The sequence below is a fragment of the Hallella mizrahii genome (assembly GCF_009695775.1).
Taxonomy (GTDB): Bacteria; Bacteroidota; Bacteroidia; order Bacteroidales; family Bacteroidaceae; genus Prevotella; species Prevotella mizrahii.
Genome location: NZ_VUNG01000022.1, coordinates 1 through 19,819, shown reverse-complemented (window position 1 = coordinate 19,819; position 19,819 = coordinate 1). Strand labels below are relative to the sequence as shown.

17 protein-coding genes are annotated in these 19,819 nt (G+C 47.6%); 11 read left to right on the top strand and 6 right to left on the bottom strand.

Going from position 1 to position 19,819, the window contains the following annotated elements; all coding sequences use genetic code 11:
• Nucleotides 1–2: 2 nt before the first annotated feature.
• Together FYJ73_RS09165 and FYJ73_RS09160 are read right to left on the bottom strand one after the other, a co-directional pair.
• On the bottom strand, nt 3–1,160 hold the full coding sequence (locus FYJ73_RS09165) for an NADH:ubiquinone reductase (Na(+)-transporting) subunit B (protein ID WP_154534423.1): 1,158 nt from the start codon (nt 1,158–1,160) through the stop codon (nt 3–5).
• 33 nt (nt 1,161–1,193) lie between these two features.
• On the bottom strand, nt 1,194–2,549 hold the full coding sequence (locus tag FYJ73_RS09160) for a Na(+)-translocating NADH-quinone reductase subunit A (RefSeq protein ID WP_154534422.1): 1,356 nt from the start codon (nt 2,547–2,549) through the stop codon (nt 1,194–1,196).
• A gap of 274 nt (nt 2,550–2,823) precedes the next feature.
• Here FYJ73_RS09160 and FYJ73_RS16235 point away from each other — a divergent pair, with 274 nt between their 5' ends.
• From FYJ73_RS16235 to FYJ73_RS09105, 11 genes are all read left to right on the top strand, one after another.
• Nucleotides 2,824–7,173 (top strand): translocation/assembly module TamB domain-containing protein, encoded by a 4,350-nt coding sequence (locus tag FYJ73_RS16235; protein ID WP_206081753.1) that lies wholly within the window; start codon nt 2,824–2,826, stop codon nt 7,171–7,173.
• A gap of 149 nt (nt 7,174–7,322) precedes the next feature.
• Nucleotides 7,323–8,024 carry a DUF3256 family protein gene (locus tag FYJ73_RS09150; protein WP_206081752.1) on the top strand — a complete coding sequence of 234 codons (702 nt, stop codon included), beginning with the start codon at nt 7,323–7,325 and terminating at the stop codon, nt 8,022–8,024.
• Nucleotides 8,025–8,072: 48 nt separating this feature from the next.
• Nucleotides 8,073–9,320: a nucleoside permease gene (locus FYJ73_RS09145; RefSeq protein ID WP_154534417.1), complete on the top strand. Its 1,248-nt coding sequence runs from the start codon at nt 8,073–8,075 to the stop codon at nt 9,318–9,320.
• A 13-nt stretch (nt 9,321–9,333) separates the two neighbouring features.
• Nucleotides 9,334–9,930 carry a UvrB/UvrC motif-containing protein gene (locus FYJ73_RS09140; RefSeq protein WP_154534415.1) on the top strand — a complete coding sequence of 199 codons (597 nt, stop codon included), beginning with the start codon at nt 9,334–9,336 and terminating at the stop codon, nt 9,928–9,930.
• A 12-nt stretch (nt 9,931–9,942) separates the two neighbouring features.
• Nucleotides 9,943–10,668 carry a 16S rRNA (uracil(1498)-N(3))-methyltransferase gene (locus FYJ73_RS09135; protein ID WP_154534413.1) on the top strand — a complete coding sequence of 242 codons (726 nt, stop codon included), beginning with the start codon at nt 9,943–9,945 and terminating at the stop codon, nt 10,666–10,668.
• A 79-nt stretch (nt 10,669–10,747) separates the two neighbouring features.
• Nucleotides 10,748–12,082, top strand: coding sequence for a DUF4836 family protein (locus FYJ73_RS09130; protein ID WP_154534409.1), 1,335 nt, complete (start codon nt 10,748–10,750; stop codon nt 12,080–12,082).
• A gap of 56 nt (nt 12,083–12,138) precedes the next feature.
• A complete protein-coding gene (locus FYJ73_RS09125) occupies nt 12,139–12,783 on the top strand; it encodes an ATP-binding cassette domain-containing protein (protein WP_154534407.1) in 645 nt (214 codons plus the stop codon).
• On the top strand, nt 12,780–13,979 hold the full coding sequence (locus tag FYJ73_RS09120; RefSeq protein ID WP_154534405.1) for a cell division FtsX domain-containing protein: 1,200 nt from the start codon (nt 12,780–12,782) through the stop codon (nt 13,977–13,979). The genes FYJ73_RS09125 and FYJ73_RS09120 overlap by 4 nt, the downstream gene beginning before the upstream one ends.
• A 21-nt stretch (nt 13,980–14,000) precedes the next feature.
• Nucleotides 14,001–14,891, top strand: coding sequence for an RluA family pseudouridine synthase (locus FYJ73_RS09115; RefSeq protein ID WP_154534404.1), 891 nt, complete (start codon nt 14,001–14,003; stop codon nt 14,889–14,891).
• A 26-nt stretch (nt 14,892–14,917) separates the two neighbouring features.
• Nucleotides 14,918–15,073, top strand: a complete 156-nt coding sequence (locus FYJ73_RS09110) for a hypothetical protein (RefSeq protein WP_154534403.1) — start codon at nt 14,918–14,920, stop codon at nt 15,071–15,073.
• A gap of 10 nt (nt 15,074–15,083) precedes the next feature.
• Complete coding sequence (locus FYJ73_RS09105) at nt 15,084–15,863, top strand: EFR1 family ferrodoxin (RefSeq protein WP_154534401.1); 780 nt, start codon at nt 15,084–15,086, stop codon at nt 15,861–15,863.
• Here FYJ73_RS09105 and FYJ73_RS09100 read toward each other — a convergent pair.
• The 4 genes from FYJ73_RS09100 to FYJ73_RS15710 form a co-directional block, all read right to left on the bottom strand.
• Nucleotides 15,858–18,410, bottom strand: coding sequence for a peptidase associated/transthyretin-like domain-containing protein (locus tag FYJ73_RS09100; protein ID WP_154534400.1), 2,553 nt, complete (start codon nt 18,408–18,410; stop codon nt 15,858–15,860). The two genes, FYJ73_RS09105 and FYJ73_RS09100, sit on opposite strands and share 6 nt — an antisense overlap.
• Nucleotides 18,411–18,422: 12 nt before the next feature.
• Nucleotides 18,423–19,211: a GLPGLI family protein gene (locus tag FYJ73_RS09095; RefSeq protein ID WP_154534398.1), complete on the bottom strand. Its 789-nt coding sequence runs from the start codon at nt 19,209–19,211 to the stop codon at nt 18,423–18,425.
• A 149-nt stretch (nt 19,212–19,360) separates the two neighbouring features.
• Entirely contained in the window at nt 19,361–19,543 is a 183-nt protein-coding gene (locus FYJ73_RS15715) for a hypothetical protein (RefSeq protein ID WP_154533302.1), read from the bottom strand.
• Nucleotides 19,544–19,566: 23 nt separating this feature from the next.
• A partial coding sequence (locus FYJ73_RS15710; protein WP_206081751.1) for a hypothetical protein occupies nt 19,567–19,819 on the bottom strand: 253 nt, incomplete at its 5' end.

Below are 19,819 nucleotides of genomic sequence, written 5' to 3'. Positions count from 1 at the left end.
GATTAGTTAGAAGAACGTTTGGCACGCTTTGAGATGTTGGATTGAACGACGCAGTAGTCGATCAGCGGTGCAAACATATTGCCGAAGAAAATAGCGAGCATCATTCCCTCGGGATAGCCGGGGTTCAGCACGCGCACCACTACAGCCATGATACCGATGAGGAGACCATAGATATACTTACCGGTCTCGGTACGTGCAGAGGTGACAGGGTCGGTAGCCATGAATACGGCACCAAAGCAGAAACCACCTAACACGATGTGCTCATACCAAGGAATCGGTGTCTTACCCGTCACGGAAAAGATCAAAGCCATGGCAATGCCGCCGACAAAGACACTCAGCATGGTCTTCCAACTGGCAATGCCTGTCCATAACAGAATGACAGCACCAATGGCAATGGCGATCACAGAGGTTTCACCTACAGAACCAGGGATGAAACCCAGGACCATGTCAGCCAGACTTGACTGTGGCGTAATGCCCTGGGCAATCTGACCCAACGGTGTAGCGGCCGTGAACCCATCGGGCAACTGATAGCCGAGGCCACAGATGGAATCAGTGCTTACCCACACCGAGTCACCCGTCATCTTGCTGGGATAAGAGAAGAACAGGAACATACGGGCAGCAATAGCCACGTTGAAGATGTTCATACCTGTGCCGCCAAAGATCTCCTTGGCGAAGATGACTGCAAAGGCAACGGCAATGGCCAACATCCATAAAGGAGTCGTCACTGGGATGATCAGCGGAATGATGATACCGGAAACCAGATAGCCTTCTTGAATCTCCTCGCCTTTCCACTGAGCCCACGCGAACTCTATGCCCAGACCGACAATGTAGCTCACCAGCAGGTTGGGCAACACTGCCAGGAAACCATAGAAGAAGAGTGACCAAAAACCAGTCTCTGCCAGTTTACCGGCAGCCGCAGCATTCTGATAGCCTACATTGTACATGCCGAAGAACAGCGCAGGGAGCAGGGCGATGACGACGATGCTCATGATACGCTTCGAGTCTAAGGCGTCGTGAATACTGGCACCGGAATCCGACGTAGTATTGGGAACGAACAGGAAGCTCTCAAAGCCTTCATAAATGCTGTTGAAGGCATGAAGTTTCCCGCCTTCTTGGAAATTGGGTCGAATGCGGTCAAAGTATTTTTTTAAACCATTCATAGTTTTATATTATTGTTTCTGTGCTAATATACATCAAGCATTTTCCTTGCGCAGGATATCAAGTCCCTGACGCACAATCTTTTGTAATGGCAACTTAGAGGAGTCCACAAACTCTGCCAAAGCAAAGTCTTCGGGCGATACCTCATAAATGCCCAATTGCTCCTGACGGTCGATGTCGCCGGATATAAGGGCTTTGATGAGATACTCTCCATAGATGTCCATGGGCAACACCTTGTCGTACTCGCCACTCATGATCATATGTCGTTCGCCACCCTTGACGCGCGCATCAAGATCATATTCATGGTGCTTGCCCTGAAGCCAAGAGAAATAGCTGTGAGACACAGAGAAATCATTGGTACGAGGAGCGATCCAGCCCAACATCTCGTCACGGTCATCACCCTCCGGAATGACAGTCACCTCAGATGTATGAGCACCCAGATAATCATCCAAGCCACTCTTCACACCCGTCAGGGGATTGCCATTGAGGATACGAACGTGCTGATCTGATGACAAGCGATCCTTCAGAATGTCAGACAGCTTCGTTCCCACCAGCACATTGGCGTATGCCGGCTCCTTGACCTGGCTGCCAGCGATGGCGATGACACGGTGAAGATCCACCTTACCGGTCAGCATCAAACGCCCGATAAAGATGACTGCTGACGGATCGACCGTCCATACCACTTCACCACGGTTGACTGGATTGAGATGATTGACTTGTACACCCACATTACCAGCCGGACAAGGACCGTCAAATATAGTGATTTCTGCATCCTTTGCCTGAGTAAGCGCAGCAGATTGCTGTGTAGCACCGATACCCAAAGAGACTGGTGCCAACTTTGACAACGCAGTAATACCTGCCTGAAAAGCAGCTTCATTACCACTCAGCTCTACTTCAAAGTCCGCTGCCAACGGCATGTCGCGCAAGGCAGAAACGAAGATAGCCTTAGGCGACGAAGAAGGAGATGCCACGACAGCATAAGGCAGCTGATTGATATAAGCAAACAGTCCGGACTCCAGCAGCAATGATTTCACTGCTTCCCCGTCCAACGATGTTGCATCGTGTTTGCCATAGTCATGAAAGCTCTGCTCCTGATCAGCCTTTACTTTCACATAGAGCACTTTACGCCGTTCTCCACGAAGTACTTGCTCTACAGTGCCACTCACAGGAGAAGCACAACGCACCTCTTGCGATAATTTGTCCACAAACAGGGGATCACCGGCAAGAACATGATCACCCTCCTTGACAACTACTTTTGGCTTTAAACCTACGAAACTACTTGGCACAAGGGCATACTCTCCCGACGAAATCACTTCCACACGTTTTTCCGTCGAAGCTTTTCCCTTTAAATGGATGTCTAAGCCTTTCCGTATCTTAACTACATTTGTCATAGAAAAAATAATAAGTAATACTTCTTATGATATGATGCTGAATTGTCTTATCTGGTCCCAAAATGCAAGATCTAAACATCTCTTTCTTACAGAGAAGCTATCTTTGGCGATGCAAATATACTGAAAATTTAGATTAAAAATGATAAAGACAGCCATTTTATTTCATTTTCGAGTTTAATTTTATATTTTTGCACATAAAATGAAATGGCTTAGGCACACAATCAATACTGTGGTATGGGTTTTATTGACATTTTACGTCACCCTTACCATTGCTGTGAACATACCTGCTGTACAAAAATATTTCGGACGCCAAGCAGCCGCTGCCTTGTCCGAAAAATTTGGCACGAAGGTATGTGTAGGCCGTGTTGACGTTGGTCTGTTCAACAGAATCATCATTGACGATGTGACGATGCTTGACCAGCAACGTCATCCCATGCTTCGTGCCGGACGTATCTCTGCGAAACTCGACTTGCTCCGACTGCCACACAACGAGATATGCATCACCTCGGCTCAGCTCTTTGGTGCTGACATCCATATCAACCGGGCTACAGCAAGCGCCAAGCCGAATTATCAGTTTATCGTGGACTCGCTGGCTTCCAAGGACACAACAAGCCATTCTAAACTCAATTTTCAGATTCATAGCCTGATCATCCGGCACGGTGCTTTCTGCTATGACCAGCTTGACATGCCAAACATTCACACTTTTGATCTCCACCATCTACATATCCAGAACATCAGCACACATATACTGTTGTCTGATCTGACAAAGGAGGCTGGCAGCATCAACATCAAAAAACTCAGCCTCACAGAACAGTGTGGTTTGGACATAAAAGAGCTCACCGCCAAAGCGTCTTTGTTAAATCACAAGATCACTTTGGATCATCTATACCTTCGCACACCGACATCAAAGGTTTCACTGAAAGAGATCGTTGCTGACTTCCGACGCAACAATGACATGATTGATTGGAACACAATATCTTACACAGGTATCGTTAAACCTTCAATGATCAGCACCTACGACATCAGTTGCCTTACTGACAAGATCAAAAGATCCCCAAACAATATCCAGCTCAGTACACGAGTCAGCGGCACAAGACACCACATCTCGATTGAGAACATCCTTTTTGACGTCTTTCCCAATGCAGCCCGTAAATCGTCTATTCTCCATTTTAGTGGTGACATACATACGACACTCGACGACCGCCAGCCTGTCTGGAGCATCATCTGCCATAGCCTCTATATCAACAAAGAAGGTAAAAACATATTTAACATCAATCTCCCGGCAGTGGCTGACCGTCTTGATCATCTTGCTTTCACAGGCAGTGGACGTGGAAAAGGTTCAAAACAAATCCAAGTCAGTGGTGCCCTGCTTTCTGACGCCGGAAATGCTAAGGTGAATTTCAAAATGGATCACCAAACTCTTGACTGTTATATTGAGACACAACGTTTCAATCTCCAACAGATCACGGACAACAACGATCTTGGTGACTTAGCAGCAAGCATAAAAGTGGCAGGAAACCTTCATCAAAAAATGTTCCAGGTAGACGGACGCATTGGCAGAATCGACTTTAAAGGCTATTCCTATCAGCATATAGACATCAATGGCGCACTCAAGAATGAAACTCTCTCGGGCCATTGCTCTATCAACGACCCCAATATCGTTGCAACCATAGAAAGTAAGGGCGGAATATCTCTATCCCGACATCATTATGTTCTCAACGCCGAGATTTCCCGTTTCCGACCTTCTGCTATCAACCTTCTCAAAGGCAAATTAGGGGATACTAACTATGCAGCCAATATTTCGGCCAATATCTCAGGTTCAAATCTTAACAATCTTGACGGTCTTCTTAAGATTTCAAGTTTCAAGGCACAAAGAAGTGATGAGACCTATGAATTGCAGTCCCTACAAGTAAAGGCAGGAAAAAGCAACAATGACCACTTCGTCACGATGCTCAGCGATTTCGGACATATCGAGGTGACAGGGCAATTTGATTATGCCACGTTATTGCAGAGTATCCAAAACGTTTTTGTCCATCAGTTGCCCAGTATTCAGACGCTGACCTCTTTCAGATATCGTCCTACCCACTCCAACAACTTCGCACTTACTGCCACCATACTTCGTGACGACTGGCTACGTTTCTTCACCGGCGTGGACCTGAATCTTCTGCAACCTCTCTCCCTCACATGCAGTTTGGACAGTAAGACTGAGACCATCGACTGTCACGTTGTCGTACCAGATCTCGCCTACAACGGAGGCCACTATCAGAACGTCAATGTCATTGCCACCTCACCCAACAATCAGCTCAACTGCCGAGGCTCACTCACCAAGACGGACGATCGTGGACTGGGCACTGACTATCAACTCCAAGCCACAGCGGTCGGCAATACCTTACGCACAAGCTTGAGTATGGACAACCACGCCAAGAAGCAAAGGTTGAGAGGACTACTCAATGCCAACATGGCATTCCTCACCAATGAAAAAAAACAAGTGGTCGCTACATTTGATGTCAAGAAATCTCATCTGCTCGTCGGCGACTCTGTGTACACCATACATGCCGACCAACTCACATACAGTAAAAAGCATCTTACCATTGACAATCTCAATATTGCCAGCAACTCTCAGTCCATCCGCATTAATGGCCAAGCATCACCCAATCGGGAAGATTCCATTATTGTAGACCTCAACAATGTCAATGTCGAGTATATCCTCGACCTTGTCAACTTCCATTCAGTGGACTTCTCCGGCAATGTCAACGGCAAGGCCTATCTGTCCTCGCTCTTCGACACACCGAAAGCCAAAGGAAATATTATGGTTTCGAACTTCCAGTTTGAAGAAGGGAAAATGGGAACCCTGAATGCCAATGTCAAATGGAACAATGAGAAGAAACAGATTGATATCGATGCCCTTGCCCTGGACACCATGCATACCGCCAGAGGCATTCAAGACCGACGCACTGTCATCAATGGCTTCGTCTCGCCCAAGCGCAACGACATCAACCTCACCTTCAACGCCATCAACACCAGAGGAGAGTTTCTCAAAGGCTTCTGCTCCAACTTCATGAGCAACATAGACCTTTCGGTCAACGGCAAGCTCAGTTTATGGGGCGACTTGAAGAAGATAAACCTCACGGGTGCAGCAAAGGTTTCGGGAGCCACAACAATCACGCCTATCAATACAAGGTATTATTTGGCCGACGACTCTATCCGCTTTTTAGTAAATGAGATTCAGTTTGTGGATGACACCATCCACGACCGACTCGGCAACCGTGGGCTTCTCACCGGTGCCCTATACCATACCCATCTCTCCCACCTTAGCTACAACCTTCATGTCAAGGCCAACAATCTTTTGGGCTATGAGCTCGGTCCCGACAACGGCAATACTGTCTACGGTACAATAGCCGGCACAGGAACTGTCGACATCAACGGCAAACCAGGAGAAGTAGACATCAAGGTAGATGCCACACCTTCCCGCGGTTCTGTGATGTGCTACGACATTACCAGCCCAGAAGCTATTGGTACGCAAGAGTTTATCCAATGGGTATCCAGAGACTCCCTCCAAGCAATACTGCCCCATGCCCTTCCTCCAGACAACGACACCGAACCAGTTGACATTCCTACCGACATACACATCAACTTTCTCATTCATGCCACGCCCGACGCTACGCTGAAGATCATCATGGACAAGACAAGCGGCGACTATATCGACTTCAACGGCACTGGAACCATTCGCGCCTCCTATTATAATAAAGGTGGCGTGAACCTATATGGCAACTATGTTGTAGATCGCGGCATCTATAAACTGACCATCCAAAACATTATCAAGCGTGACTTCACCTTCAAGCAAGGAGGCACCATCACCTTTGGCGGTGATCCCGGTAGAGCCAACCTCAACCTCGAAGCACAATATATGCTCAACTCCGTGAATCTTGCCGACCTGCAACTGGGTCGCAGATTCTCCGGCAACAACATTCGCGTCAACTGTTTGATGAAAGTCACCGGCACTCCGACTGATCCAAAGGTAGACTTCGACATGGACATGCCAACAGTCAGTGCCGACGTGAAGCAGATGATCTACAGCATCATCAATAGCGAAGACGAGATGAAGCAGCAAGTGCTGTATCTGCTTGCCGTAGGCCGCTTCTACAACAAGACAGAAAACAACGCCCAAGATATGGAGGCAAAAGAAAGTCAGACAACACTTGCCATGCAAAGTATCCTCAGCGGACAGCTGAGTCAACAGATCAACAATGTGCTCGGCTCTATCGTGAAAAATAAGAATTGGAACTTCGGTGCCAATATCTCCACAGGAACGGAGGGTTGGAACAATGCCGAGTATGAAGGTATCCTCAGTGGAAGTCTCCTCAACAACCGGCTCCTCTTCAACGGTCAATTCGGCTATCGCGACAATGCGGCCACCGCAAACCAGTCGTTTATCGGAGACTTCGACATCCGTTATCTCATCGTGCCCAACGGCAATCTGAGCGTACGCATCTACAATCAGACCAACGACCGTTACTTCACCCGCAACTCCTTAAACACCCAGGGAGTAGGCTTTGTGATCAAACACGACTTCGACAACTGGAAAGAACTGTGGCATAAGAAAACATGGCATAAGAAGAAATAAGGTGAAAATAAATAGTAGAAATGCATCCTCCTTTCACGCTTTTTTCATAACTTTGTAAGCCAAAAAGAAGAGTGGAAGATCATCCATGAGATGATTTGCCGGTTTAATCAAATAGCCATCTAAGTATGCAATATAATAATAGTATCGTTATGGAAAAAGATCATGCCGTCAGCCGGACCCTGCTGATGACTCTTGTGCTGATGCTTACAACGTTCAGTATTCACCTCCCGGCAAAGACAGTCGCTGAGATTTGGAAAACGATGCCGGATACTATTATTCCTTATCTCGACCCGCAACAAAGACAGGAGATGCCCTCCTATGCTTCCATGCATGTAGATGGAAGTGTCGACAATCTGCTTGAAGGCAAATGTAGAATGGACACATTGACAAACAGTTACGCCCATATCCAACTCAATGCTACCAAATCTATACAACTGAAATTACTTCCCACATCAAATCAGGATTCCATCGTATGTCTTGTTGAAACCTGGCTGGCCGGTTCTGTCGATAAGGACTCCATCCCAACAGGCGAAAGCGCCATACGCTTCTTCACACAAGATTGGAAAGAGCTGTCCACGGCCCAATTCTTAGGTGCACCGTCCGTCAACGACCTCGCTGATATGCTGACGACAAAACCCGACACAATGTCGGAGCTGACCTACAAAGCACTAAAGGAAAAGATCGATCCCAAAATGGTGTTGGCGGAAATAAGTGCCGAAGACAACACCCTCCGTCTAAGATTATCCCGCCCTCTGCTGTCCGATGAAGAATACAAGGAACTCCATCAGGTCTTGGTCATAAGACAACTCTCATGGAGTAACGGAAGCTATCATTCCGTCAATCAACAATAAGTTACTAACGCAACAAGACTGATCACAACAATAAAGTAAATAATAGCTATGAACTTAAAAGTGCGTTTAGCATTCATGAATTTCCTGCAATTCGCTGTATGGGGCGCTTACCTTACATGCATGGGTATCTACCTCACCAATGCAGGAATGTCCACTCATATCGGTTCCTTCTTTGCCATGCAAGGCATCGTGTCTATCTTCATGCCTGCTCTCATGGGCATTGTAGCAGACCGATGGATACCGGCCCAGCGCCTTCTTGGCATCTGCCATCTGTTGGCCGGCGCTTTTATGATGGGAGCTGCAGCCTATGGCTATTATGCAGGCACGAACGTGACCTTTGCCACTTTGTTCACCCTTTACTCCGTCAGCGTAGCATTCTATATGCCTACCCTGGCACTAAGCAACTCTGTAGCTTACAGTGCACTCACACAAGCCGGTATGGACACCGTGAAGGATTTTCCGCCAATCCGTGTCTTTGGTACGGTAGGCTTCATCTGTAGCATGTGGTTTGTCGACATCATGGGATTCAAGGCCAACGAGTTGCAGTTTGTCGTCAGCGGCGCACTGAGCATCCTTCTCTTCCTCTATACGTTCACCCTGCCAGCCTGTCCTGTCAGCCATGACGACAAGCATAAGAGTCTGGTCGATGCTTTCGGTCTGCGTGCCTTCACGCTGTTTCGTCAAAAGAAGATGGCTATCTTCTTCATCTTTTCCATGCTGCTGGGTGTCAGTCTGCAGATCACCAATGGCTTTGCCACTCCATTTATTGAGAGTTTCGCCAAGATACCGGAGTTCGCTGATACCTTTGGTGTGAAGCACTCAGTCATTCTCTATTCAATTTCCCAGATCAGCGAGACGCTATGCATACTAATGATTCCTTTCTTCATGAAGCATTTCGGCATTAAGAACGTCATGCTCATCGCTATGTTTGCATGGGTACTTCGCTTCGGTCTCCTCGGTGCCGGTGATCCGGGCAACAAGGTTTGGATGTTCGTGGCCTCGATGATCATCTATGGAGTCGCCTTCGACTTCTTCAACATCTCTGGTTCCTTGTTTGTCGATAAGGCCACAGACCCTTGCCTTCGCTCTTCGGCGCAAGGACTCTTCATGCTCATGACCAATGGCTTAGGCGCCACGATCGGCTCACTGGCCGCTCAAGAGGTTGTAGACCTGCATACTGTCGGTGGTGTCACTCAATGGCAGGCATGCTGGTATGTCTTTGCAGGCTATGCCCTCATTGTAGGCGTCGCTTTCGCATTGATCTTCCGTCCCAAGAAGGATAAAGCCACAAAATAATCGCTTTCAGACCATGGCAAGTATACAGCTTAAATTCCAAGCTGCCGCTGAGGTTAACGGCAAAGAACAAGACGGCCTGCTGCTCCTCTCTGATCAGGAGCAGCAACGTCAACTCGTGATCACATGCAGCAGAAAGATTCTCAAAGAGATAACTGAGAGAAAAAGCAATGACATCAACAACGATGACATTGCCAAGATTCTCTGGGAGATGATCCATTGGCAGACCTCATTGGAACTGTCTGTCCGTATCAACACATTGGAAGATGGCATATACAAGGCATTACTTATCAACGAAGAGAATCAGTTCAGCCTTCCCATTAATGCCGACACGGCTATTCTGCTCTCGATTGTGAGCCACAACGAGATCCCTATCTTCATGGACGCGGCTTTGTTTCGCAGACAAAGTTCTGTCTATCAGCCCAATGCCAAAGGATTGCAACTGCCTCTCAACATCCTCAGCGAACCTATGCTCCACAACCTCCTCGACAATGCCGTGAAGACCGAACGCTACGAGATAGCCTCTGAGCTTAGGGACGAGTTGAAGAAAAGAGAGGAAGAGGATAAGAAACGCAGCCAAGAAGACAAAGACAAAGCAGAGAATGCCCAATAACATCCAACAGCTATGAAGGAAGAAAGATATTTCTATGTGCCAGATGCCAGCCATCAAAACGAGCTGCCGAAAGAAGAAGCGCAACATGCTTTGAGGGTGCTGCGCATGCAAGCCGGTGATGAGATGTTTCTCATGGACGGATGCGGCACCTTCTATCAGGCTGAAATCTCTGCCGCCAGCACCAAGCACTGCCTCTACAATATCCGGCAGACTTTATCCCAGAAAAAGACGTGGAACGGCCGGATCCATCTCGCCATCGCTCCTACAAAGATGATGGACCGCATGGAATGGATGACAGAGAAATGCACCGAGATCGGTTTCGACGAGCTCACATTTCTCAGATGTCAGTTCTCTGAGCGCACAACGATCCGCACCGACCGTATCGAGAAAATTGTTGTCGGTGCCGTCAAGCAAAGCCGCAAGGCATGGAAACCAATTGTCAACGAACTGACAAAGTTCAGCGACTTCATCCATACCCCCCGGGAAGGCCGGAAATTCATAGCCCACTGCTATGACGAAATCGACCGTGCCGACCTCTTCCAAACCTTACAACAAACGCCACAAGAGGAGGATGTGACCATACTCATCGGTCCGGAAGGCGACTTCTCTATTGAGGAGGTGAGGGAAGCCATCAGCCAAGGTTATGAGTCCATCACCTTGGGAAGCAGCCGACTGCGCACAGAAACTGCCGGACTGATGGCTGTCGCCATGGCTCAGCTGTCCAAACGAAACGTCTAAGGCGACAATTGCCAGACACATTATTATATATAGGTATAAAGCAGAAATCTCTATAGATGATCTATAACGGGTAACGACAATGAAAAGAATATCATTTTTACTTTCACTATTCATGGCACTGGCATTGACACTCTGCTCATGTTCCAATGACGATTATATCAATGCCATCCCCGGCAACAGCACACTGCTGATCTCCATGAAGCCTGCCAAGCTCAGTGGCGTCGGCAGCCCTACCATGCTCAAAGCGATGCTTCACGTAAGCAACATCGAGGATGCCGGTCTCGACCTCTCTGAGGATATATTCTTCTTTGAGGACGCTCAAGGCAATTTGGGACTCTGTGCCAAAGTTAAAGACGATGACGACTTAGAAAAGACCGTCAAGCGTCTGAAGATTGACATACACCATAAGCGCGACTACAACTTCGCGGCTTTGCCCAACAACTGGATTCTCGGTTGGTCAAAGCAGGCTGCATTGCTCATGGGTCCCGTCGTACCGGCCGCCCAAGCCGAGATGATGTCGCTCATGGCTAAATATCTGGGGGAAGACGAAGACAACGGCATCAAAGCAACACCCGTCTACGACAAGCTCGACTCCATCAACGCACCGATGTCACTCGTCTGTCAGACCAGTGCCCTACCCGACCAGTTTGTCGCTCCCTTCACCTTAGGTGCTCCGCGCGACGCCAATCCTGCTGACGTGTATATTGCCGCTGAGATGAAAGTAGCCAATGGACGCCTCCATATCAATGGGCAAACCTTCTCCTTCAAGCGCAATATCGAGCAGGCTTTGCAGCAGGCTCATGCCATCTACCGCCCCATCAAAGGCAAATATGTGAAGTCAATGGCCAAGAACGACATGATCGGCATGTTCCTCAATGTCAACGGCACGAAGTTCATCAAACTTATGCAACAAAACAGAGGGCTCCAGGCTCTCTTGGCCGGCATCAACTCTGCCATCGATATGGACAACATCATCAAAGGCGTCAATGGCGACATGACCATCATCGCGCCTTCCCTTGGCTCTGACAATTTCCAGATGACCATGGCCGCACAACTCAAAAACGCTGACTGGCTCGGTGATGTGGACTATTGGAAGCAGAGTGTACCGCAGGGCGGACACATCGGTGACTGGGGAAGAGACTGCTACTACTATACAGATTCGAAGACCACCTACTTCTTTGGTGTCACACAGGACTGGCAATACATGAGCGGCAGCTCTAAGGAGAAGGCTTTACAGAGCATCAAGGCAGCCACTCATCCTATCGACGCACAGTTGCAACAAGCCATCATCGGACAGAAACTGGTAATGGTCATCAACCTTGCCACCGTCAATGGCAGCAAGGCGCAGGCCGTCACTGGAATGCTTTCACCGCTTTTCGGCAAACTCAATGCCATCGTATATACACTAAAATAAAATTCTGCCCATCCCCTTCATTTCAGAGAAGGATGGGACTATATTCATTCAGAGATATGCAAACCATTAATTTGACTTCCGTTCTGCCGCAGGTGTTCCAACAGAGCAAAGACCTGAAATCTGAGATATGGAAGCAAAACGTGAAATTCGAGCGAGGACACCTCTATCTAGTAGAGGCGGAATCGGGTAAGGGAAAGAGTACTTTTTGCAGTTATATCGTCGGCTACCGTCACGATTACAGCGGTACCGTGATGTTTGATGACCGCGATACTAAAACCTTCAAAGTCAAGGACTGGGTGGAAATGCGTCAACAGCATATCAGCCATCTGTTTCAGGAGCTGAGATTGTTTCCGGAACTCACTGCCTGGGAAAATGTACAAATCAAGAATAAGCTGACCAACTTCAAAGACGACGCCACCATCCGCCAATGGTTTGACATGCTGGGCATCGGCGACAAACTCGATGCCAAGATCGGACGCATGTCCTTTGGACAGCAGCAGCGCGTGGCAATGATCCGCGCACTCGTACAGCCGTTTGACTTCCTGCTCGCCGACGAACCGATCTCTCACCTCGACGACAACAACTCACGCATCATGGCAGACATCATGATGACCGAAGCCAAGGCACAGGGAGCCGGTGTCGTCGTCACCAGCATCGGTAAACACATGGACTTAAACTACGAAAAGACATTATTGCTATGAACTTAGTTTGGAAGCTGCTCCGTCAGCATATCAGCATACCCCAGTTTGTGGGATTTTTCTTTGCCAACCTCTTTGGCATGCTCATCGTGTTGCTGGGCTATCAGTTCTATCGCGACGTGATGCCCGTCTTCACATCGGAAGACTCCTTCATGAAGTCCGACTATATCATCGTCAGCAAGAAGATTGGCATGGGCAACACCATCTCCGGCCGCACCAACACTTTCACGCCCGCTGAGGTCAACGACGTGGAGAATCAACCGTTTGCCTCCAGCGTGGGCACCTTCACCTCCACAGAATATAAGGTGGAAGCCAATATGGGTGTCAACGGGGTCAACGTGCTCAACTCCGAGCTCTTCTTCGAGAGCATCCCCGATCATTTCGTCGACGCGCCCAAGGGCAGTTGGAAATACACGCCGGGCGACCATGTCGTGCCCATCATCCTGCCGCGTGCCTATATCACCATGTATAACTTTGGCTTTGCCCAAAGCCGTTCTCTGCCTAAGATCAGCGATGGCCTCGTGGGGATGATCAACTTCGACATCTTCATCCACGGCAACGGACACGCCGACCGCTTCAAAGGCAAGGTCATCGGCTTCTCGTCGCGACTCAATACGATTCTCGTGCCGCAGGCCTTCATGGACTGGAGCAACAACTACTTCGCACCGGGCAGCCACTCCGATCCTACCCGACTGATCATGCAGGTTGACAATCCTGCCAACGAGAAGGTGACGAAATATATCGACCAAAAAGGCTACGAGGTGGAAGACGACAAGTTGCAGGCAGAAAAGACCACATATTTCTTGAGAATGATCGTCACCATGGTCATGGTTGTCGGTCTGGTCATCTCCATCCTGAGTTTCTACATTCTCATGCTGAGCATCTACCTGCTCGTACAGAAGAACTCATCGAAGCTTGAGAACCTGCTGCTCATCGGCTACAGCCCCAATAATGTCGCACGGCCCTACCAATTGCTCACCATCGGACTCAACACCGGTGTGCTACTCATTGCCTGGGGCACGCTCTACTTCGTTCGTGACTACTACATGGGTGTCATCGAGACGCTCTTCCCCGATATCGACAGTGGTACGATGCTGCCGGCTATCCTCCTCGGACTCTGTCTCTTTGCCTTGGTGAGCATCTGCAACATCATCGCCATCAGACACAAGATCGTCTCCATTTGGAAGAGAAAAGAATAAAAAACGACACACTATTCTGGCATGAAACAGTTCGATCACTACACGGTTGAGGCTGATGCCCAACTGCTGGACTGGCTACTCACCCATCTCGACGGCAGCCATTCCAAAATCAAAGCCACACTGCAAGGGTGCGGCATTCAGGTCAATGGCAAGACGATCACGCGATACGACTATCCACTCAAGGCAGGGATGAAGATTGCCGTCAGCAAGACAAAACGCAACCTCACGCTTAAAAACCATTACGTGAAGATTGTCTACGAAGATCCCTACCTCGTCGTGGTAGAGAAAAACGTAGGCATCCTCTCCATGGCCGCCGGTCACAGCACGCTGAACGTCAAGTCGGTGCTGGACGAATACTTCGAGCAGACCCGACAGCATTGTACTGCTCACGTGGTGCACCGTCTCGACCGCGACACCAGCGGACTGATGATCTATGCCAAGGATAAGAAGACTGAGTTGAAACTGGAAGAGGACTGGCACCATACGGTCTATGACCGCCGCTACGTGGCAGTGCTCTCCGGTGTGATGGAGCAAGACCAGGGCACCATCACCAGCTGGCTCAAAGAGAACCGGGCCTATGTCACCTACAGCAGTCAACGGGAGGGCGACGGCAAACTGGCCATCACCCACTTCTATACGCTCGACCGCAGCAGAGAGCACTCGCTCGTGGAATTCAAACTGGAGACAGGACGCAAAAACCAGATACGTGTGCACTCCGCCGACATGGGGCATCCGGTCTGCGGTGACATCAAATACGGCAATGGCGATGATCCGATCGGACGTCTCTGCCTCCATGCTTACGTGCTCTGCTTCTATCACCCTGTCACGCACAAGCCTATGGAGTTCAGCACGCCCATCCCCGTGACCTTCCGCCGGCTCTTTGGAACCAGTAATCCGCAAAAACATCAATAGAGACATTAACTACAACAGCTCAATTTATGGACACTCACTTCACTTTCTACGTCATTCTGATACTGGCCTTTGTCGCTGGCATTCTCATCATGCGCAAGGTAGCAAGTTGTCTTCTCAAACTTATCGTCGCTGCTGTCACCCTTGGGGTGTTGGTGGCAGCTTATTTTCTCATGCAAGGTTAACTAAGCACTCATGATCTTTTTCTTCTCCGCAACAGGCAATACCGCCTGGGCCGCCAAACAGTTGGGCTTCTACACCAGCGACCGGCTCATCAACATCGCCAAGAACAGCGCCGAGCCTTTCACCGCTCAGCTGGAACCGGGCGAGGACATCGGCTTTTGCTTCCCTATCCACGGCTGGCGTCCTCCGCGCATCGTCGTTGACTTCGTGAAGCAACTCGTCATCGATACCACCGGGCACTATGTCTATGCGCTCTGCACTGCCGGTGACACGGTAGGCGAAGCCATGGACATCTTCCGCCACGTGTTGTCCGAGAAAGGCATCAAGCTCGATGCCGCTTTCTCGTTGCTGATGCCGGAGTCGTATGTCGGCCTGCCCTTCATGGATGTGGACAAGAAAGAGCGGGAGAAAGCCAAGCAGGACAAGGCTGCGGAAGACCTGAAGGGGTTTGCCCAACTGATCGAACAACATCAGAAGCACGTAGAGCGTCTGACCATCGGCCGTTGGCCGCGCATCAACAGTCGCGTCCTCGGCGCAGCCTTCTACCGCTGGCTGATCACCGACAAGCCTTTCCATGTCGTTTCAGACCGTTGTGTGAAATGCGGCATCTGCGCTTCTGTCTGTCCTGTCCACGACATCGACGGTGGACTCGGCAAAGAGCCCCGTTGGCTCCACAATGGTCAATGTCTGACTTGCTTCGCCTGCTATCACCATTGTCCGCACCACGCCATCGAGTTTGGCAACAGAACCAAGCATAAAGGACAATACTTCTTTGGCAGAAGAAAGCTATAGCGAGAATGCAATCTTCGCCATGAGCTCTCTTGGGCGCAGACGACTTAGAGTATACTGCATGTAACTGTCTGAAATTGTCGTCCGCTCATATTTCGTCGTTCCAAAGATGTTATTGGCACAGAGACTCAACTCATATCTTTTCTGACTGTACGTCACCTTGAAATCCGAGAAATAAGCGGTATTGACACTATGATCATTGCTGTGATAGAGTTCATGAGTCCAGTCGAATTGCCAGTTTCCGGGCATAAAGAACAATGTTATATGATGGTTGAACGAGTTCTTTGCTGTCGTGTTTAATTCAGGATGTGTGGTGTTACTGGATTTCACGCTATTGAATGTAGACATCTCTTCCAAAGAGAATCGTGTACTTGGCATGAAAGAGAATTTGAAATAGGCTGACCAAAACTGCAAGTGACAGCGGTTTTCCTGTTGCGAGATCCATGCGCCATAGTTGTTTTGCATCACACGACCAGCGAGCGTAAATGTTGTTTTGCCATACCCCAGAGCCTTGCTCACCTCAGCAGAGCCAAGCAGCTGTTCGTTACATGATTTTCTATCAAGCGTTTGCATTGTGTACACATTGTCTTGATAGTCATAAGTAAACATAGGGACATCACTGGTCTTGACATAACTCCCTGATAGATTAAAGAATAGTCCAATGTTGGGATTGGAATATTTAAAATCTCCGCTATAGTTGTCAAGTGAAGTGAAGTCAAGTTTACCACTGCCTTTTATCGTAGTCGCATAATCTACAAAGTAATTCATTGGCACATTGTTATTGATGCCAAAACAAGTATACTGATGGCTATAATAAAAGTCCATGTCGATCGTCGCGTCAACCTTGTAACCGATATTGAAATAGGGATTCACAAACATTTTCTTATCGTCATTGCCTGCTAGCCGATAATCGCCAATATAGCAAGGCACGGACAACGATGACAGAATACCATATCGTTCAAAGCTAATGCGAGGCGACACCTTCAGTTTTATTTCTCTATAGTTGGCCTTTTGAGGCGCATTGCCTGCTAAATCAAGACCATCATGATGATAGCTTAACTGAGCTTCGTAAGAGATATACATACCAAAGAGAAGATGGCGGAATGCTGTAGAGACCCTTGCGTCAAGCGACTCCACATTCAATTTTTGCGGCATCGTGTCACTCAAGGTCAGCAGTTTACTCGGAAGATAGCTGTAGTTCATCCCCGCATCAATATGAAAGCTACGCCCATTGCTCAGCTTCCTGATGAGGCTGAAATCGTCATCGATGCCTCTTTTCCTTGGTTGCACGCTTTGGTAAACCGAAGTTCCATTGAGCGTTGTTGTAGCAGAAGATTCATTCCAGTTGACCGCCGCGTTCAGACGATTCTCCAAATACAGACTGTCTTGATTTTGCTTATACTGTATTTCCATCTTTGCTTCCCGTCTGTATTTGTTGGCGTCATACGTCTCGTCCATAACTGGCATACCCAAAATCGTGGTATAGACCGTCTCATCCTTTCTGTAGCCTATGGTTTTGTCAAACAGATAGGAACCTTGAAAGCGAAGAGTGGAGTTTCCATCTTTCTTAGAAAGCCAATTGGTGGCTAAGATTCGTGTATCGTTGCAATTATAACGTTCCAACTTCAGATCAGGCACACTGACCGGAATATTTTTTACCCAATCATTTTGAACACTTTCCAGATCAGAGCTCGAAGTCAAATCTCTCAATTCATGCTGTATGTCCTTTCCTGTATTGTTCCATTTATACATAGAAAAATTCTGATGTTTCTTGCCAAACAACATCGCGACTATTCTGCCGTCACGCAAGAAGTCATTTCCTACCCCACTTTGTATCTGAGCACCGATGCCTACTTCCGCCACACCACTCAGCACTTCTTTGGCATCTTCCTCTAAGATCAGATTCAAAGCTGCCTGATCAGAAAAATTTATACCTTTCAAAGCTTTAATAGGTTGATGGTTTCTAAGCACTTGCACATTCTTTACTTTCTTGGCTGACAGATTTTCCGAAGCCATGCCATACTTGCTGCCCATCAGGTCGAGTCCTTCAATATAAAACTTATTAATGGGCTTTCCCTGATAGGTGATCATTCCCTTGTCGGAGACCTCCAGTCCCGGCATCTTCGCAATAACATCAGCTATGCTTCTGTCTTGTTTCTGACGAAAACCGGCAACAGAATAGATGAGAGTATCACTTTTCTGTTGTAAGCGCTTACTCTTCACTTCCACTTCTTTGATGTTAATGGCATCCTGACGCAGAAAGATCGTCATTCCGGGACGATATTCTGTTATTGGTACTTCGGCCATCGCATAGCCCAAATAACTCACAGACAAGCTTTTCACTCGTTGATCGTCAGACACGCTCAGAGAAAAGCTGCCGTCGCCAACTGTATTCTTGAATGCTACAGGATTGCCAATACTGTCCATTGCCACTACAGACGCATAATCCAAAGGTTTATGCGTTTTAGCATCCTTAACAAAGCCTCTGAAGTCCTGTGCGATTGTACTGAAAGGCAATGCCAACAATACCAGTAATATTAAATTTTTCAATACTGCAACTGTTTAGTAATATTCTTTCAGACAAGCCACACGAGACTTTGACTTGGTACCATAATGAATGCCGGTAATACCCATTATTTTGGAATAAGCTTGATGGTTAGCCTCTTGCAATTGCTTCAATTTCTGAACCTTAAGAGGGGTTGACTTAAGAGCATTTTTAAAGTCCACCACCATTGGCATGTTCACATTTGTTTTGATGCCAATACAACTAAAGGAGAACTGCTCTTTTTGATCCTTTGCATAAAGGATCATACCCGGCAAGCCTCCAAGTTTCCAAGGCCCATCATGAATAGGAATCGAAAATGTATAATAGGCATACCACGTTCTACCTCTAAAAGTGCATTGAGCTTTCTTGCATGGAATATCCAAAATCACAGTATCACCTGGTAATAAAGTCCAATTCATTTCAGCCAAATCCTCCGAGTAGATAAAATGCTTATAAAGAAGGGTAATAACAGTCATCTTGTTATAGTTAGGATAATGCTTAATATCCACCTCATCGTATAAGCTTATTGGGCCTTGCTGCGCAAGAAAGTCATTGGCAGAGCCACCGGATGACTTTATTTTTTTCCATAAATCATCATTGTCCTTCTGATAACGACTATAACAATACGTCACGCTATCTCCAACTTCCACACTTAGTTCATCATCGTATTGTCGTTTAGACGTTTCTGACAAAGTCCCTTTTATTGCATAAGAGAAACGATAGCGAATGGTATCCACAACCATTTGTTGTGCATACATAGAAGATACGAAATTGAATAGAAGTATTAAAACAATATATCTTTTCATAAGTATGAAGGTATTTGACCTATAGGTTTAATAATTTATGCAAAGATAGGCATAAATAATCAGAATTGCAAATTATGATGCAAGAAATAGAATGATTGATCAATTCATGGACATTCATATCTAATCGTCAAATCCTTCATCCTGTTTACCTATTTTGCGCCACCCAAAGCCGATTTTATGAGCATATTGTCTTTGCGGAAACAAAGGTTATCAAGGAACTTGTATATGGCTTCCACGTCGTAGTCTTTATTCAGGTATTGGCGGAGATACTCCACTGTGCGGAGTTTGCTGCCTGGATTAAATAGGCGACAAATGACCAAATGACGGAACATCTCGTTGTTTATCCCGCTATAACCTATCTTGTCGTAAAGACGTCCATATATAGCTCGGGGCCAATCACTTGAATCTGCGTATTGGAAATACCAGAGAGGAAACGCTCAAGATCGTCTTCGAAAGGGTAATGATAGTCCATCGGAATAGACTGACCAAGTTGTGAGTCTATAAACTCACGGGCCTTACGTTCCAAAGCAAGCAATTCTTGCGCATTGGAACTTGTTCCGATAATCTTTACAGTTACATTCTTGCGAGAGCATCTGTCCTTCCTTAGC

Excerpts from the sequence above, each read along its gene's own strand:
- FYJ73_RS09165 (WP_154534423.1), bottom strand. The coding sequence starts at position 1,160 with ATGAATGGTTTAAAAAAATACTTTGACCGCATTCGACCCAATTTCCAA.
- FYJ73_RS09160 (WP_154534422.1), bottom strand. The coding sequence starts at position 2,549 with ATGACAAATGTAGTTAAGATACGGAAAGGCTTAGACATCCATTTAAAG.
- FYJ73_RS09150 (WP_206081752.1), top strand. The coding sequence starts at position 7,323 with ATGGAAAAAGATCATGCCGTCAGCCGGACCCTGCTGATGACTCTTGTG.
- FYJ73_RS09145 (WP_154534417.1), top strand. The coding sequence starts at position 8,073 with ATGAACTTAAAAGTGCGTTTAGCATTCATGAATTTCCTGCAATTCGCT.
- FYJ73_RS09140 (WP_154534415.1), top strand. The coding sequence starts at position 9,334 with ATGGCAAGTATACAGCTTAAATTCCAAGCTGCCGCTGAGGTTAACGGC.
- FYJ73_RS09135 (WP_154534413.1), top strand. The coding sequence starts at position 9,943 with ATGAAGGAAGAAAGATATTTCTATGTGCCAGATGCCAGCCATCAAAAC.
- FYJ73_RS09130 (WP_154534409.1), top strand. The coding sequence starts at position 10,748 with ATGAAAAGAATATCATTTTTACTTTCACTATTCATGGCACTGGCATTG.
- FYJ73_RS09125 (WP_154534407.1), top strand. The coding sequence starts at position 12,139 with ATGCAAACCATTAATTTGACTTCCGTTCTGCCGCAGGTGTTCCAACAG.
- FYJ73_RS09120 (WP_154534405.1), top strand. The coding sequence starts at position 12,780 with ATGAACTTAGTTTGGAAGCTGCTCCGTCAGCATATCAGCATACCCCAG.
- FYJ73_RS09115 (WP_154534404.1), top strand. The coding sequence starts at position 14,001 with ATGAAACAGTTCGATCACTACACGGTTGAGGCTGATGCCCAACTGCTG.
- FYJ73_RS09110 (WP_154534403.1), top strand. The coding sequence starts at position 14,918 with ATGGACACTCACTTCACTTTCTACGTCATTCTGATACTGGCCTTTGTC.
- FYJ73_RS09105 (WP_154534401.1), top strand. The coding sequence starts at position 15,084 with ATGATCTTTTTCTTCTCCGCAACAGGCAATACCGCCTGGGCCGCCAAA.
- FYJ73_RS09095 (WP_154534398.1), bottom strand. The coding sequence starts at position 19,211 with ATGAAAAGATATATTGTTTTAATACTTCTATTCAATTTCGTATCTTCT.
- FYJ73_RS15715 (WP_154533302.1), bottom strand. The coding sequence starts at position 19,543 with ATGTTCCGTCATTTGGTCATTTGTCGCCTATTTAATCCAGGCAGCAAA.